This window comes from Vibrio sp. 10N.261.46.E11 (assembly GCF_041472735.1).
GTDB lineage: Bacteria > Pseudomonadota > Gammaproteobacteria > Enterobacterales > Vibrionaceae > Vibrio.
Window position 1 is genome coordinate 53,476 of record NZ_JBFRQW010000007.1, and the last position, 17,167, is coordinate 70,642.

The 17,167-nt window shown below is 44.3% G+C and carries 13 protein-coding genes; 7 read left to right on the top strand and 6 right to left on the bottom strand.

The genetic code is table 11. The features are described from left to right. Window positions 1–13 precede the first annotated feature (13 nt). The 6 genes from AB4407_RS03165 to AB4407_RS03190 all read left to right on the top strand — a co-directional run bounded on the left by AB4407_RS03165 (window position 14) and on the right by AB4407_RS03190 (window position 8,702). The gene (locus AB4407_RS03165; RefSeq protein ID WP_372118548.1) at window positions 14–3,688 is read left to right on the top strand and encodes a response regulator; all 3,675 of its coding nucleotides are present in this window, start codon (window positions 14–16) and stop codon (window positions 3,686–3,688) included. 291 nt (window positions 3,689–3,979) lie between these two features. Beyond that, window positions 3,980–4,951: a tripartite tricarboxylate transporter substrate binding protein gene (locus AB4407_RS03170; protein WP_017069360.1), complete on the top strand. Its 972-nt coding sequence runs from the start codon at window positions 3,980–3,982 to the stop codon at window positions 4,949–4,951. 253 nt (window positions 4,952–5,204) lie between these two features. Next, the gene (locus tag AB4407_RS03175) at window positions 5,205–5,705 is read left to right on the top strand and encodes a tripartite tricarboxylate transporter TctB family protein (RefSeq protein ID WP_372118550.1); all 501 of its coding nucleotides are present in this window, start codon (window positions 5,205–5,207) and stop codon (window positions 5,703–5,705) included. A gap of 10 nt (window positions 5,706–5,715) precedes the next feature. After that, on the top strand, window positions 5,716–7,236 hold the full coding sequence (locus AB4407_RS03180) for a tripartite tricarboxylate transporter permease (protein ID WP_372118553.1): 1,521 nt from the start codon (window positions 5,716–5,718) through the stop codon (window positions 7,234–7,236). Window positions 7,237–7,452: 216 nt separating this feature from the next. Then, window positions 7,453–8,211 carry a sulfite exporter TauE/SafE family protein gene (locus AB4407_RS03185; RefSeq protein ID WP_372118555.1) on the top strand — a complete coding sequence of 253 codons (759 nt, stop codon included), beginning with the start codon at window positions 7,453–7,455 and terminating at the stop codon, window positions 8,209–8,211. 299 nt (window positions 8,212–8,510) lie between these two features. Further along, window positions 8,511–8,702, top strand: a complete 192-nt coding sequence (locus AB4407_RS03190) for a hypothetical protein (protein ID WP_017066914.1) — start codon at window positions 8,511–8,513, stop codon at window positions 8,700–8,702. A 156-nt stretch (window positions 8,703–8,858) separates the two neighbouring features. Here AB4407_RS03190 and AB4407_RS03195 read toward each other — a convergent pair whose 3' ends face one another. From AB4407_RS03195 to AB4407_RS03220, 6 genes are all read right to left on the bottom strand, one after another. Then, a complete protein-coding gene (locus AB4407_RS03195; RefSeq protein WP_017099080.1) occupies window positions 8,859–9,272 on the bottom strand; it encodes a VF530 family DNA-binding protein in 414 nt (137 codons plus the stop codon). 413 nt (window positions 9,273–9,685) lie between these two features. Next, on the bottom strand, window positions 9,686–11,134 hold the full coding sequence (gene gnd, locus AB4407_RS03200; protein ID WP_004733587.1) for a decarboxylating NADP(+)-dependent phosphogluconate dehydrogenase: 1,449 nt from the start codon (window positions 11,132–11,134) through the stop codon (window positions 9,686–9,688). A gap of 29 nt (window positions 11,135–11,163) precedes the next feature. Continuing rightward, window positions 11,164–11,880, bottom strand: coding sequence for a 6-phosphogluconolactonase (pgl, locus tag AB4407_RS03205; RefSeq protein ID WP_372118568.1), 717 nt, complete (start codon window positions 11,878–11,880; stop codon window positions 11,164–11,166). After that, window positions 11,877–13,379: a glucose-6-phosphate dehydrogenase gene (zwf, locus tag AB4407_RS03210; RefSeq protein ID WP_372118558.1), complete on the bottom strand. Its 1,503-nt coding sequence runs from the start codon at window positions 13,377–13,379 to the stop codon at window positions 11,877–11,879. Before zwf ends, pgl begins: the two co-directional genes overlap by 4 nt. A gap of 435 nt (window positions 13,380–13,814) precedes the next feature. Then, window positions 13,815–14,510, bottom strand: coding sequence for a response regulator (locus AB4407_RS03215; protein WP_372118561.1), 696 nt, complete (start codon window positions 14,508–14,510; stop codon window positions 13,815–13,817). A 69-nt stretch (window positions 14,511–14,579) separates the two neighbouring features. Next, window positions 14,580–16,232, bottom strand: coding sequence for an ATP-binding protein (locus tag AB4407_RS03220; protein WP_372118563.1), 1,653 nt, complete (start codon window positions 16,230–16,232; stop codon window positions 14,580–14,582). A gap of 633 nt (window positions 16,233–16,865) precedes the next feature. Between AB4407_RS03220 and AB4407_RS03225 the strand changes: the two genes are divergently transcribed. Further along, window positions 16,866–17,093 (top strand): hypothetical protein, encoded by a 228-nt coding sequence (locus tag AB4407_RS03225; protein WP_009846577.1) that lies wholly within the window; start codon window positions 16,866–16,868, stop codon window positions 17,091–17,093. Window positions 17,094–17,167 lie beyond the last annotated feature (74 nt).

Consider the following 17,167-nt stretch of genomic DNA (forward strand, 5'->3'; position numbering starts at 1 on the left):
ACACAGGTGCTTTATGAATACTGTTTCTAGGTTCGCCTCTGATTCTAAAAAGATCCTAATCTCTTTTATCCTCGCCACCATAGTGCTGTTTTCGGTGGCTGTTGCTGCGTGGGTTAACCTAAACAATCGTTTTGTTGGTATTGAGGATTACGCCGTAAGTACTCAGCTGCTGACCTCTCTTGATAAACTTCGAGTCCACGAACTCTCTTTTAGTAACGAGCGTAAGCCTCAGTCAGCGCTACTCTTTAACAAAGAAGCCAAGCTGACGAAACAGTTAGTCAAAACCTTTTCTGTGCATAATGACGATCAGCATGCACAACTGTCACTCGATAAATATCTAGACCAATTCAGTCAATACACTGAACTAATTGAATTAAGTGACACAGCTCGCGACCGCATGAATCGAAAATCGCTGGCGGCGACCGATCTTCTCACTGAGATGCAAAGCTCTCACAAAGACACAATCAATACCGTTAGCCAAGACGTAAAGCAGCTTAGAGTATTAAGTGAAGGACTAGCTAACCGAGTGATGGAAATCGGCGGACTGACAACACTCAGTGCCACTGTACAAAACTTAGAAAAAGAGTTTCTTCTAACCGGATCGCCAAAAATATACACCTTAACTAAGATTGAGATTCAGAAGGTCGCTTCGTTAATCTCGCAGCTTTCAAATGAAGTCAAAGATCCTAAAGGCGCTGAATTACTTCAAACCGTCCAACAAGCTCAGAACCGTTACTACACTAACCTAGTTCAGCTACAAGGCTTGTCGAGCTCTGCAGTACAACTCAAAACATCCATCACTAAACAAGTTTCTCGCAGTGGCATAGAACTATCGCGCGCTTCAACAGCACTTAATGAACAACAACAAGGGTTATTAACTGATCTAAACGAACAGATTGGAGATGCTCAAGCTCGCCTTTCATCTCAGCTTTCAATAGGTGAAAACCTGTTGGTAATTCAAACGCTGTTAAGCCAATCAGAGCAGCTTAATCGTGATTTTTCGTTAGCGAAATCATCTGATCAATCGTCGATATCAGAACAAGTCTTTACTTTGATCGGTGAAATGCAATCTGTGTCACTCGGAGCAGCTGACATACTGACGTTATACGCACCTGAAATGAAAATCACCGCGTTTGATCAACACGTGAAATTTTATGAAGCTGAGTTTTCTAACCTATCCAGAGCTCAACTGCTGAGCCATCAAATATTGAAAGAAATGAACGCTAATTTCTCTCAACTGCATGACTTAGTTGCCAGTGCTTACATGGCGGAAAGTGACAGCGTAAAAGACTCTTCAAGTGTCTCTTTTCATTTAGCTATTGGTGGCTTGATCTTCTTCTTTATTATTATGTTGATGGGCTTATTCGCCAATAAAACCATCTCAGCCCTTGAGCATTTTGCTAGAAACTTAGCTGTTGCACGTGACGAAGCCGATGCGGCCAACCATGCTAAATCTGATTTCTTGGCGAACATGAGCCATGAAATTCGTACGCCAATGAACGCCATCATCGGCATGAGCTACTTGGCACTGAAGACTGATTTGACTAAAGCGCAGCGTAACTACATACACAAAGTAAAACTCTCTTCAGACACCCTCCTCGGGCTTATAAACGACATTCTCGACTTCTCTAAAATCGAAGCTGGTAAATTAGACATCGAGAACGTCGACTTCCATCTAGAGAATGTACTCGACAACATTACCAATCTAGTTGGCCTGCGAGCTTCTGAGCGTGGCTTAGAGTTGCTTATCCAAGTAGACCGAGACGTACCGACCAATCTGATTGGAGACCCATTAAGACTCGGTCAAATCCTGATCAACCTAAGTAACAACGCCGTTAAGTTCACAGAGAAAGGCGAAGTGAAAATTTCAATCTCTGTCGAAGAAAGAAATGGCGATGACATCAAGCTAAACTTTGCTGTTTCAGACAGTGGTATTGGTATGACACAAGAACAAGCCGCTAAGTTGTTCAACAAATTCACTCAAGCCGACAGCTCAACTACTCGTAAATATGGTGGTACTGGCTTAGGTTTAGCAATCAGTAAAGAACTAAGTCAACTAATGGGTGGAGATATCCAAGTGACGACTGAGCTTGGTAAAGGCTCAACCTTCTCATTTACGATTACGACTCGCGTCAGCCACTCTATTACTCAAAACCGAGTTGTGGTTCCTGCTTCGATTAATCATTTGAAAGTGCTTGTTGTTGATGACAATTCCAGTGCGCGCTTGATCGTTGGCGATATTCTCGAGTCTCTCAATCTGACTCCAACGTTAAGCGCCTCTGTTGATGAAGCTTTAGTGGAACTGCACACCGCAGATGCTAACAACAAGCCCTTTGATCTGATTATCTCAGATTGGAAAATGCCTAAACGCGATGGTGTTGACCTATTAGAAGCGCTCAATCATGGTTTATCATTGAGTAAAGAGCCAAAAATAATGATGCTCACCGCTTATGGTCGTGAAGAGTTAGCCGAAGCCATTACCCAAAGAGGATTTGAAGTTCCAAGTATTTTGGACAAGCCGATTACTTCATCTCACCTGTATGACTCTATCGTATCCCTTTATGGACTGGACTCAGACCGAGTATCTCGCAGCGAATTGGAACAACAGAACCAACTTGCAAATGTTCAACAACTGGCTGGTGCTAACATCTTGTTGGTTGAAGACAACGAGATAAACCAAGAGCTAGCTACTGAGCTATTAGAGGGACAACAGATTAAAGTCACCATTGCTGAGAACGGACAACAAGCCATAGAGCTTTATCAGCAAGCGATCGCTGACGATATTCCTTTCGATGGTATTTTGATGGACTGCCAAATGCCCATTATGGATGGATATGAGGCAACAGAGCATATTCGTAACGAAATAAAGGACAGTCAAACCCCTATCATTGCAATGACCGCAAATGTGATGGAGCGAGATAAAGAGAAAGCACTCAACTGTGGGATGAGTGACATCATCGCGAAACCGATTGATGTCGGCTCTATGTTCGCAACCTTAGCTAATTGGGTTTCACCATCTAACCCCGTGCAATTCAATGTTTTGTTGCAAGAGTCGAGTACAACTCCACAAGATAACAACCGTTCAGAGAGTGAACCAGAGGCGTTGCCTGTCATTAATGGTCTGGATAGCAATATGGGATTGATGCGAGCAAGTAACAATCACAAACTCTACATGAAGTTATTGAAGCGATTTGTCGAAGCATATTCTGACGAAGATACCTTAACTGCTGAGCTATCAAGCAGTGCTCAGCAGCGTTACTTACACGCTCTTAAAGGTGTGGCTGGTAATCTAGGTGCGAGCGATTTACATAGCTTGTGTGAAAAATTGGAGTCCGAATTTACCGATGACGAACTAAAACAGAACGTTATTAAAACCACGGTTGAGATCAGTCAGGGGATCTCAAACGCAGTATTCCAAACAGCAACCACAACCGAAAACTCCAATGAACAAGTTATGGGTACTGGCTCAGCAACAAATCAGCCAGATACCGATTTGTACCATCAGTTGTTAGAAGCCGTTGCCAATGATGACACTGAAGCACTCAACATCATTCTTAACATTGAGGACGGTGGGGTGGTTGGATTAACACCTTCTGAGTTTAAGAGGTTGGAAAGCTCGCTAGAGGAATTTGACTTCGATACCGCGACTGAACTCCTAGAGAGATCAACACTAGCCAAATCATCATGAGCCTTAAATACTAAATATGTCATAAATTACAAACTGTTAAAGAGAGCCCAAGTAGCTCTCTTTTTTATCTACCTCTGACAGTAGCGCCACCATCACCGCGCCGTGAACTTTATGAACTTTATTCACCCAATGTTCTTTATCCTCAATATCGCCGCATTGCAGACAATTCGTTAACACACCGTTAACTTTAGCTTCATCTACTAAGCAATACCCTACTCGTGTGTTTAGTAGCTGGATATAAACATAAGTTTCTCTCCATTGAAGAGATCCCCTACATAAGGAACGTGAACCATGTTCAAGGCACTGAAACCTACTCTTGCGGCTTCTATCATCGCAGCAACCTTTTCTTTCAACACTTTTGCTGCTGACGTAGAGAAAATCCACTTCTTAATCCCTGGCGGTGCGGGTGGCGGGTGGGATATGACAGCTCGTGGTACTGGTGATGTACTGGTGAAATCAGACATCGTAGAAAATGTCTCTTTCCAAAACCTATCTGGTGGTGGCGGCGGTAAAGCCATTGCACACCTAATTGAAACGGCTCAACGCCAAGAAGACACGCTGATGGTGAACTCAACACCTATCGTTGTACGCTCTCTAACGGGTATTTTCCCACAGTCTTTCCGTGACCTAACACCTGTTGCTGCAACCATTGCCGATTACGGTGCAATCGTCGCGTCTGCTGATTCGAAGTACGACACTTGGGAAGATGTAGTAAAAGAGTTCGAAACTAACCCACGTAAAGTGAAAATCGCAGGCGGTTCTGCTCGTGGCAGCATGGATCACCTTGTGGTAGCAGCAGCATTCAAAGGCGAAGGCTTTGATGCTAAGAAAGTGCGTTACATTGCTTACGATGCAGGTGGTAAAGCAATGGCAGCTCTATTATCTGGCGAAACACAACTGCTTTCGACAGGCCTCGGTGAAGTGCTAGAAATGTCTAAATCAGGCCAAGTAAAAGTATTGGCGGTAACGGCACCAAAACGTCTTGATGCGGCACCAAACATCCCAACACTAACTGAGTACGGCAACGAAACAGTATTTGCTAACTGGCGTGGCTTCTTCGCGGCACCTGGCACTAGCCAAGCGAAAATCGACGAGTGGAATGTAGCGCTTGGCAAAATGTACAAGACAGACGAATGGCAAGTGGTTCGTGACCGCAATGGTTGGATTGACAACTACAAAGCCGACAAAGATTTCTACGCTTTCCTAGAAGACCAAGAAAAACAAATGGGCGACCTAATGCGTGAGCTTGGTTTCTTAAAATAACCAAAAACCGAAGAGGGTATCTCATCCATACCTTCTTCACTCTTTCCTTGTTTCGCCGTACATGAGTTAACTTCAAACTCCTTTGTTTATTCGTAGACGTATTACTAACGCTTGCCGATTCGTTGTAAACGCAAGTGGCTGATAAACCAGTACCGTAATTCGCTTACCTTTGGTTAGTGATCCCAGACATTCTTCATTAACTCACTCATGTACGGCTTTTTTACTATTTATACCACCCCAAATGGAGTTGGATATGTCGGACTTACCAACCAAATTTCTGAGTAAGGAATCTTTGCTTTCAAAGGATCGCATCGGAGCCATGATCTTTATGCTGGCGTGCTTGTGCTATGGCTACCAAACCACGCTAATTCCTTTGTTTCCCGGTGACGAGTACGAACCCTTCACAGCAAGAACGTTACCTACCCTGTTAACGTTTATCGGCATTGGCCTCTCGTTGATCCTGCTGATAACAGGACAACCGGATAAGAAAGTCACATGTGACACAACACCGCTGAACTGGAAACTGCTGATTGGCTTCTTGGTGTTAATGGCACTGTACGGTGTTGGGCTGACTTATCTTGGCTTTGTTTTAGCAACCAGCTTCTTCTTACTTGCAGGCTTTTACCTGTTGGGTGAGCGCCGCAAAGCTGTTTTACTTGGCGCGTCGTTTCCTTTCGTTATCGCGTTCTTTCTTTTATTAACTCAAGGCTTAGATATCTACCTAGAGCCTGGTTTAATCTTCACTCTTTGGTAGGGATAACATTATGTTAGACGGAATTTTACAAGGACTTTCTACCGCTGTGATGCCAATGAACATCATGATGGTAATCGTGGGCTGTTTCGTAGGTACCTTCATCGGGATGCTCCCGGGCCTAGGTCCAATCTCAGCCATTGCTCTGATGATCCCTATCACTTACGGCCTAGACCCTTCTTCTGGTTTAATCTTGATGGCTGGTGTGTACTACGGCGCAGTATTTGGTGGCTCGACGTCATCAATCTTAATCAACGCTCCGGGTTGTTCTTCAACGGTAGTAACCGCATTCGACGGCTACCCAATGGCACAAAAAGGCCAAGCAGGTAAAGCGTTGGCACTAGCAGCCTACTCTTCTTTCACTGGCGGTACTCTGTCAGCAATCATGCTTTTGATTGCGGCTCCGGCTCTAGCAAGTGTCTCATTGAGCTTCCAGTCGTCAGACTACTTTGCACTGATGCTACTTGGTTTATCGGCTGTAGCGGCATTTGCAGGCCCAGGACAAGTTATCAAGGCGTGGATGATGACTATCTTAGGATTAATGCTTTCAACTGTAGGTATCGACAAAGGTGTTGGTGTTGAGCGTTTCACATTCGGCCTAACGGATCTGATGGATGGCTTCAGCTTCCTATTGCTGGCTATGGCGACGTTCGCACTGGGTGAAACCTTAATGGGCATTCTTAAGCCTGAGCAAGACAACAGCGCTGAAGAAAGCCAAAAGATGTCTGATATCGGCAGCATGAAGGTCACCAAAGAAGAGTTCAAAGAAGTCGCGCCGGTGTCGATTCGCTCCTCTATTCTCGGTTTCTTTACTGGTGTTCTACCGGGCGCAGGTGCCACTATTGCGGCATTCCTAAGTTACGGTATGGAGCGTAGCCTAGCGCCAAAAGACAAACAGAAAGAGTTCGGTAAAGGCAGCATTCGTGGTCTTGTGGCTCCTGAATCAGCAAATAATGCAGCTTCGAGTGGTTCATTCGTTCCGCTACTGACACTCGGTATTCCGGGCTCTGGTACTACAGCAATTATGCTTGGTGCACTCATCGCTTATGGCATCCAACCCGGTCCTCGCTTGTTCGTTGAGCACCCAGATGTATTCTGGTCGGTGATTATCTCGATGTACTTTGGCAACATCGTGCTGGTTATCTTGAATCTGCCTTTAGTCCCTTACATCTCTAAACTGCTAGCGGTACCAAGAACGGTACTACTGCCAATGATTATTTTCTTCTCAATCACAGGCGTGTACTTGGTGTCTTTCAACACGATGGACGTATTTGTGATGCTACTAGTGGCAATGGCGGCGATAGCATTAAGGCTTGCCAACTTCCCACTCGCTCCATTATTACTTGGCTTTATCTTAGGTGGCTTGATGGAAGAGAACTTAAGACGCGCACTGATGATCAGCGACGGAGAGCTCAGCTTCCTATGGGAACGCCCAATCACCATGACCTTCACTATTCTGGCGGTATTGGTTCTGTCTAGCCCGATTCTGGTTAAGCTGTTCAAGAGCTTTAAAGCGAAACCTGTCGAAGTGTAATCAACACTCAGCTCTAGAACACATAAAATAGATTGGACACAATTCGAAATCTCAAAGGAGCCTCAGGCTCCTTTTTTCGTGCCTGCAGTTCAGAACAAACACAACTCTAAGATGGTAGCAAACTCACAAACTCGCACTTTCAAGCCCCACAGCTCTGATATTCATAACAAAATCAAGTAAGGTAACCAGTCATTTAAGGCATTGGATTCTAAAACTATGGATTGGTTGATTCTATTCTTGTCAGGCGTAATTGGCGGCGTGCTTAACTCTATTGCAGGAGGAGGCAGCTTCATCACTTTCCCTGCTCTATTGTTTGCAGGTGTTCCACCAATAGCAGCCAACGCGACCAATACCTTTGCTTCGTGTGCTGGATACATTAGCGGAGCCTACGCTCTGCGCCACGAAATTCAATCGGGTACCAAACAACTCAAGCTCGTTGTTGGGCTATGTGTAATTGGCGGCGGCATTGGTGCATTTTTACTACTACACACGCCAGAAGCGCTATTTACCCAATCCGTACCTTGGTTATTACTGTTCGCCGCTCTACTTTTTACCTTTGGTGGCACGCTCAATAAATGGCTGAAACAAGCAACAGCAAAACACAAACACGCCACCAGCGCTGGCGTCTTCTTTTCCGCTTTATTGCTTTTGATTGTATGTATCTATGGTGGATACTTTAATGCCGGACTAGGAATCGTCACATTGAGTTACCTGGCTTTGGCTGGTTACACCAATATCAACGTGATGAATGGCATCAAACTGCTTGTATCCGCTTGTGCATCACTCGCGGCAATCGTGTTCTTTGTTGTGAATGGTTCGATTGATTGGCCGTCAGGCATGGCCGTTCTGTTTGGGACATTGGTCGGTGGTTACTATTCCGCAAAAGTTTCTCGCCATATCCCACAACAATATGTTCGTACCACAGTGATCATCGCTAGCTTTTTGATCACCGCTTACTTTTTTTATGCTAATTAGGTTCTATGCCAGCTAGGTTTTATGCGAAATAGAGTCTAGGCCAACTAGCTTGTATTCGAACGACTTCGTTCAGTAATCGCGGTTTTCGTTAGCAAAACACAACGTAAATCGTTAAGCATGAAGAAGTGACAAAGCCCTCGATTGGTTATTTTATGAACTATAAAATAACCAAGTTAAAATGTGTGAGGCGAGTCCTTCAATTAGCAAATTTGATAACAATTTAGACTGTTTTTTAGCCTTTATTTTGCCAAAGGTGGGATAATTCTCCTGTCGAAAGTGATACTTCATTAGGAGGCGTTATGAACATTAAACTCGGTCATGTCATGTCATCAAGTCGACTCATTTGCTTTGTCGCTTTTCTTGCTGCCACATTCGCGTGGATTCTCAAAATGCCCGCTCTGTTTTCTGTGTCAGCGCTATTCTTACTTATCAGTGCCATCGTTTATGTCACCGATCTTTGGAAGAATCAAAGAAAGAACCGCGAAGCTTAAGGCTCAAGAACAATAAGCTTTAGACGGATTTAATAGCAACACGCATTAAAAAAGGAGCGCTTAGGCTCCTTTTGTATTTTATGCTCATCACTTTAGCTGATTAGGCTATTTCGACGGCTTATCTAGCGACGCCTTTCTATTGGCGACGCCTTTCTATTAACGACGAAAGTTACGACCGTTACCGCCACGACGCTCTTTAAATGCAGACGCCGCTTTAGCTTGTGATGCCAGAATCGATTCAACCGTTAATTCCATTGGCTCACGAGGCTCTAACCCGTGACGGAATGTACGTGAACGCGGAGGCATCTGGTATTCAATGTCCGATGCTTTAGGCATGCGCTTGAAACGATAAAGATAGAAATTCTCTACTTTCTCACGAGCCCATTCAGTCTTCTTCAGGTATTTAACGGCACTTGCCACTGTTGGCTTGGTGTTAAAGCAGTTCATACGCATTGCTGCATCTAAAATTTCCCAACCATAATGATCCACTAATTCCGTGATCATGGTTTCAAGCTTTAGGCCGTGCAGTGGGTTATTTTGTTGCAGTTCGATTCTTTCTTCTTCAGTCATATCTTTACCTTTTCCAAGGCAACTAAAGGCCTTGAATATACTCTAGAACACCGTCATCACTGACCGCTTCTAGCTCAATCACTTGGGCATTACATCCATTGCCCTTATCTATGCCTTTATGATGGCATAAAGCATGCTTTTGATCCTATTTATCTTTGAATTTAATTTCGAATTGGTCACTTAACGTCCGGAATATCATTACCAGCACCCTGTCAGTTCAACTACGCATACGCTATCAAGTTCAATCTGAGTTTAAGTAAATAGCCAGAGTTCGAGTTAACAAAAATAATAGTAATACTTCGAAGTAACTGATTAAAATAGTGAACCAACAAAAAAGGATGCCAATTGGCATCCTTTTTTTTCTAGTCTCAGCTGAAAGAACGAACGCGTTCTTTACTGATTCTAACTAACGATTATACGTCGTAAGTTGTAGAAGCAGTGTCGCCGCCTGTACCAGTCCAGTTTGTGTGGAAGAATTCACCACGTGGACGGTCAGTACGCTCATAAGTGTGAGCACCGAAGTAGTCACGTTGAGCTTGTAGAAGGTTCGCTGGAAGACGAGCTGTAGTGTAGCCGTCTAGGAACGTTAGTGCAGAAGTCATACATGGCATTGGGATGCCTGATTCCATAGACTTAGCTGCAACTTTACGCCAAGCGCCCATGCAGTTGTCTAGGATACCTTTGAAGTATGCATCTGAACCTAGGAATGCAATCTCTGGGTTCGCTTCGTAAGCATCACGAATGTTGCCTAGGAATGCAGAACGGATGATACAACCGCCACGCCACATAAGTGCAACGTTACCGTAGTTTAGATCCCAACCGTTTTCGTTCGACGCTTCACGCATTAGCATGAAACCTTGAGCGTAAGAGATGATCTTAGAAGCAAGTAGAGCCTGACGGATTGCATCAACCCACTCTTGCTTGTCGCCTTCAACTGGAGCAACAGTCTTGCCGAACAGTTTCTCAGCTTCAACACGTTGGTCTTTAAGTGCAGATAGGCAACGAGAGAATACAGACTCAGTGATTAGAGTCAGTGGGATACCCATGTCTAGTGCGTTGATACCTGTCCATTTGCCTGTACCTTTTTGGCCAGCAGTGTCTAGGATCTTCTCAACTAGCGCTTCACCGTCTTCATCTTTGTAGCCAAGGATGTCAGCTGTGATTTCTACTAGGTAGCTGTCTAGTTCAGTTTTGTTCCAGTCAGCAAATACAGCCTGCATTTCGTCGTGGTTCATACCTAGGCCATCTTTCATGAACTGGTATGCTTCAGTGATAAGCTGCATGTCACCGTATTCGATGCCATTGTGAACCATCTTAACGAAGTGACCAGCACCGTCGTTACCAACCCAATCACAACAAGGCTCACCTGCGTCAGTTTTCGCAGAGATACCTTGGAAGATAGGCTTAACCGCTTCCCAAGCTTCAGGAGAACCGCCTGGCATGATAGAAGGACCGAAACGAGCGCCTTCTTCACCACCAGAAACACCAGTACCGATGAAGTGGATGCCTTTCTCACGAAGAGCAGCAACACGACGGTTAGTGTCTGGGAAGTTAGTGTTACCACCATCAATGATGATGTCGCCTTTGTCTAGAAGTGGTACAAGCTTGTCGATGAACGTATCTACAACGTCACCAGCACGAACCATAAGCATCACTTTACGTGGCGCTTCTAGCTTCTCAACTAGCTCTTCTAGAGAGTAAGCACCAACGATGTTAGTACCTTTAGCTGGGCCTTCTAAGAACTCGTCTACTTTAGCAGCAGTACGGTTATGAGCCACAACTTTGAAGCCGTGGTCGTTCATGTTTAGGATAAGGTTCTGACCCATTACTGCTAGGCCAATTACACCGATATCACCTTTCATTATTTATATCTCCTTGCGGCTAGTCGCACTTATGCGATAGCACTTGCTGCATTTGAATCTAGGAACCACTCTGTTTCGCCAGTTTTAGACTGGATTTTCGCTGCCGGGTAAGGCAGCTCTGAAGCAGGAGTTGTATGAATTTCTTTAACGATCTCAACTTTACCTGCACCTAGTACTAGGTAGCTGATTCGTTTTGCTGCTTCTAAAACTTTCGCTGTTTTAGAAACACGGATTTGACCAGACTCAGGATGAGAAGCTAATACAGATAGGTTCTCATCTTGGTAGTCAGTTGCGCCCGGGAATAGTGAAGCTGTGTGGCCGTCTGCGCCAACACCTAGCAGGATCCAATCGAAAACAGGCGTGCCGTTTTCTGTTGGAATCACGTCTGCCATTTCTTTCGCGAAACGCTCTGCTTCTGCTTTTGGCTCATCTTCACCACGGATGCGGTGGATGTTTTCAGTAGGAAGGTTTACTTGTGTAAACAGCAATGCGTTTGCTTCACCGAAATTACTTTCAGCATCATCAGGTGCCACGCAACGTTCGTCACCCCACCAGAAATGAAGGTTATTCCATTGAATGCCTTTTGCGTATGGTGCTTGAGCTAAAAGCTTGAAAAGCATTTTTGGCGTGCTGCCACCCGACAATGAAATGTGAACAGGCTTGCCCTGCTCGCTGTAAGCTTTCATTTCGTTTGCTAGGTTTTCAACGACTAATTCAGGCGTTGCAAAGATCTTGTGATTGATCATAGTTCGCAGTAATCCGTGTCTGTTAAGTTCTTGCATGGGAAACGCCATGCGCGGCCATCACGTTGCAGAAGTTCATCCGCTTCCTGTGGGCCCCAAGTACCACAAGCATAGCCAAACAGTGCTTGAGGATCTTGCTTGAAGTCTAAGATTGGTTGAACGTATTTCCAACAAGCTTCTACAGCATCGGTACGTGCAAACAGAGTTGCATCGCCGTTTAGTGCATCAAGAAGAAGACGCTCGTAAGCCGTTAGCATTTGAGTTTCAGGCAAGTCAGAGTAAGAGAAGTTCATTTTCACTTCTTTTGCTTTGAAGCCTGCGCCCGGCTCTTTCAAACCAAAGCTCATCTGAATACCTTCATCCGGTTGGATACGGATAATCAGTTTGTTCTCTGGTGCGTCTTGACCAAATACTGGGTGTGGCGTGTTCTTAAAGTGAATCACGATTTCCGTTACGCGCGTTGGTAAGCGTTTACCCGTACGTACGTAGAAAGGAACACCATTCCAACGCCAGTTATTGATGTGAGCTTTCAAGCCGATGTAAGTCTCGGTACGAGAATCATCCGCTACACCGTGCTCTTCACGGTAACCAAGCAAATGCTGGCCGCGAACATCAGACGCTGTGTATTGACCTAAGACTAGATCTTTACGCAGGTCTTCTTCCTCAAGAGGCTTAAGACACTGAAGTACTTTAACCACTTCATCTCGAATAGAATCAGCGTTAATTTGTGCAGGCGGCTCCATGCCCACCATTGCTAGCACTTGTAGCAGGTGGTTTTGGAACATGTCACGAACTGCGCCAGAACCGTCGTAGTATCCGCCACGCTCTTCAACGCCAAGGAACTCAGCACCTGTGATTTCAACGTATTCAATAAAGTTACGGTTCCACAGTGGTTCAAACATCGCGTTTGAGAAACGAAGCACTAGAAGGTTTTGTACCGTTTCTTTACCAAGGTAATGGTCGATACGGTAGATCTGGTGTTCTTGGAAGTGATGATGGATCTCTTCATCTAACGCTTGAGCAGATGCTAGATCGTAACCAAATGGCTTCTCGATGATCAGACGACGCCAGCCGTTCGATTCATCATTTAGGCCATGCGCAGCAAGGTTTGCTGGGATAACACCGTATAGGCTTGGCGGAGTTGCCAAGTAGAACAGTGTGTTATGGTTTTCAAATTGGTAGTCTTGCTCAAGCTTGTCTAGACGTTGTGCTAAACGAGCGTAGTCGTCTACATCTGAAGTATTGATCGCTTGGTAATGCAGATGTTCAATAAATGCATTAAGCGTCTCTGGCTCAGTTTTTTCCATTTCCTGAAGAGACTTCTTCAGCTTCTCACGGTAAGACTCATCGCTGTACTCAGTACGGCTCACCCCAAGAATCGCAAAGGATTCTGGTAGTTGATTGCTAGCATACAGGTGGTACAAAGCAGGAATTAACTTACGGTAAGTTAGATCTCCCGACGCACCAAAAATAACGATGCTGCTGTTTTCAGGTATTACCATCATCTTTCCTATAAAAACAAGGTTTTTAGTATTCGCCAAAGGTATCAGCGACATACGAAAATAGATAATAGGTCTTAACTATTACATCAATAGTAAGCGCCTATTAAATTTGAGAATGCGTTTGGTAAACGAGGGTGAAAGCTATCACCTCTATTCGGGACAGTATTGTCTATGAGTATTTGATTTACATCAACCACTGTGAAAGCAATCGATTAAATATTGACTGATTTCGAACAAATTCTGACCGATAGTTCAGTTATTCTATTCGGAAGAAGAAGTAACGCGACATTCTCAAACATTGTAGTCAAGAAAGAACGGTATCTGGTCGGGGGAGTAAACAATATGAAAGGGAGAAAAATCAAAACCAGCTTACTCAACTGGCTTTATATTTTCTAAATTACACTGCGTTTGTCTTTGCTACTAATAATCCTAAATCTATCTTCTCGCTTTGTTGTAGCAGCGCTCAGGGCGACCTACTGACCCGTAATTTAAGTCAGCAACTAACTCGCCGGTTGTGATCAAGAATTCCAAATAGCGTCGAGCGGTGGTTCGACTTGCACCAATGCGTTCGCCCGCTTCATCAGCCGTAATATCCGTCGCGTCAGCTTGTTGAAATATCGCACGAATCTTATCGAGCGTTACGCCATCGATCCCTTTCGGTAACGTAGAGACCTTTCGAGAGTCAGCCTTAGCATTGGCTTGTAACATTTTGTCGACCAAACCTTGGTTAAGATCCGATACACTTTCAAACTCTTGCTGCTGTGACTGATACTTTTTCAGTGCCGCTTCCAAGCGAGGAAACATCACAGGTTTAAGTAAATAATCAACGACTCCACCACGCATCGCTTGCTGAAGGGTGTCGACATCTCGAGCTGCGGTAATCAGAATCACATCACAGCCCTGATTACTGCCACGAACGTGGTTCAAAATATCAAGTCCGCATCCGTCCGGCAGATATACATCCAACAAAACCAAATCAGGCTTTAAGATGTCTAATTGCATAAGCGCTTCAGACTGTGTGGTGGCAATGCCGACCACGTCAAAGCCACCCATCTGTTCTAAATAACGATGGTGCAGCTCTGCAATCGCAATATCATCTTCAATGACCATGACTCTCGTGATTGCGTTCATTTATGTTCTTCCTTTAACCATGCTTTTTCCGTCACGATGATCTTCGCAAGATCACTTCGTGCTTAATTATTATTGTTCTTCTTTTGGTAAATAAACCGTCATTCGTGTACCAAAATCGTGGTTGTCGACCATTTCCAGCTGCCCTTGGTATCGGTCTGCCAGTTGCTTTATCAGATACAAACCTACACCGCGATTTTGCTTCGCTTTGCTCGATACGCCTTTTTCGGTGAGTGCTTTGGTGGCCAAGTCTTTCGGTAAACCACACCCTTTATCTTCTACTTCTACGATAATTTCATTACCAAAATCACTGATTGAAACTTCAATCACCCGACGAGCTGGAGCAATTTGCCCTTCTTGCTTAATAGCCGTCATAGTGGCGTCAAAGGCGTTATCGATCAGGTTGCCAAGAATGGTGACAACGTCATCCGCATTCAGCCAGCTAGGCAGCGCTTCAAGTCTTGAGCCTTCTTCGACCTTGAGCTCTAAACCAATTTCTCTCGCACGCTCCGTTTTACCAAGGAGCATACCTGCAATGAGCGGGTCTTTAAAAGTTTCACGCAAGAACTCGATAAGGCTTTGATAATGTTCTGTTTCTTGGCCAATCAGTTGTTGTACCGAGTCCAACTCGCCCATCTGGATCAAGCCACTGATGGTGTTAAGCTTGTTTTGATGTTCATGGGTTTGTGAACGGAGTAGATCTGCATACTCTTTAGTTTGTGAGAGTTGGTCTGTTAAATCGTTGATCTCGTCTCGCAATCGGAAACTGGACACCGCCCCGACCACCTCACCAGCCACTATAATCGGGCTTCGGTTAGCAATGATTCGCTTATTGTTTAAGTACAACTCAACGTCGTGGTCGGTATCGCCTGTTGATAGCAGTTGCTCTAAATCACTACCGGGCAATACGTCAGAAAGGCGCTGTTGATTGAGTGCTTTATCTCTGTCTATCGATAAAATATCGCAGGCACTCTTATTAATTGACCGTAAAATGCCGTGCTTATCGATACTCAGAATACCCTCTTTCACGGTACTCATGGTTACATCTAGCTCAACATACAGTCGGCCTATCTCTTCAGGCTCAAAGCCTAAAATAGCGCGTTGAAAACGGCGAGATACATAACTCGAAATCAAAGCGTTGACCGCAACCACCAGCAACGCCATCACAATCAAAAAGGCTAAATAAGGTTCGATTCGATCTTGTAAAGAATCCAGTAAGTAACCAACTGACACCACCCCAATAATGGTACCTTGAGTGTCTTTTACCGCGGATTTACCACGAACTGAAAAACCCAGCGATCCCTTGGCGGTCGACACATAAGACTCGCCCAATACCAATGCTTTTTGGTTATCGCCACCACGCATGGGTTTACCGAGCCTGTCATCGTAAGGGTGAATCAGGCGGATACCTTTATCATCTCCAACAACGATAAACGCCGCGCCAATGAGCTGAGTAAGGTTACGAAATTTAACTTGGGTTTCTTCAGACAAAACGTAGGGAACGCCATTAGGGTCCAACGTTCCATTTTCTTGAATAATGCTGGTGACAAGTGGCGATTCAGATAGAAATTCAGCCACACCGAGCGCTTTCAAACCCATCTCTTGCTCTTGAGATTGTTTGATATAAGAAAAACCTGCCGCTGAGAGTATCAACAACTCAACGAGGCCAGTGACCGTCATGATAATCAGTAACCTTTTACGGAAACTGATGCTACTCCATTTCATATAAAACCGTCCCTAGTGCTTAGCGATTAATGTTAACACCAAGTTAATCTTATGACCTTTCTAGGGACGTGAATTTGTGACTGCTACTCAACTAAATAATTGAGCAGATTGTTAATTGATAATCCTTTACGTTGTTCATTTCGATTAATCGTTCATTTTTAGAACGGATTAGCTTAAAAACCAAAATAAACGAATAAATATTGAGCTAGATCACTAAGCTTTTAGGTGTTTTTTAGGTTGTTTAAAATAAATACAATTATAATTGTTGCATATGAAGGCGTTTATTGTTGCCAAGCTATACGTTGCAATTTTAAGACAGCGTTTTAAACCGGAATTTCGGTTAACACAAAAGCAACAACTCTTCACTCACTGGACGTATTGATAACTAAAAGTTGCGCGCTCGCCGTTACGAATGATGAACAAACGGATTAAGTATTCTCCCCTATTCATCCATCGCTATTTGACACTCGGATAGTTAGACAACCGGCTAGTTAGACAACGAAGAGGTGACTGATAAAAGCAGCACCCAATAATAAAGCATTGATGAGCAGGAAGTATCAATCAGTGGCAACGTCCAACAGAAACAGGATAAAAAACATAACGTACAAACATTGTTGAAAAGGAAACCAGGCAATGAAACGCGATAACTTTGGAATTTGTCTTACTAAGACTATGCTGTTCAAACACTTACAATCGACTTTTACTCATGTAAGAGCCTATGAGAAAGACGGAACCTCTCCTCTTGATCTCAAGGTATTGTTAGCGTTCCCGCAAATGTCAGGTAGAGATTTATTACAAACAATGCAAGGATCAAGACAATTAGTGTGGCGCGCCGATCACCATTGTCCTAGCTTTAAATAAGCCACTTCATTTTGTAAGAACACTTCTATACTGAACTTAAAGAGCACGCTTTGTCGTTAATGCCGTTCACTTAA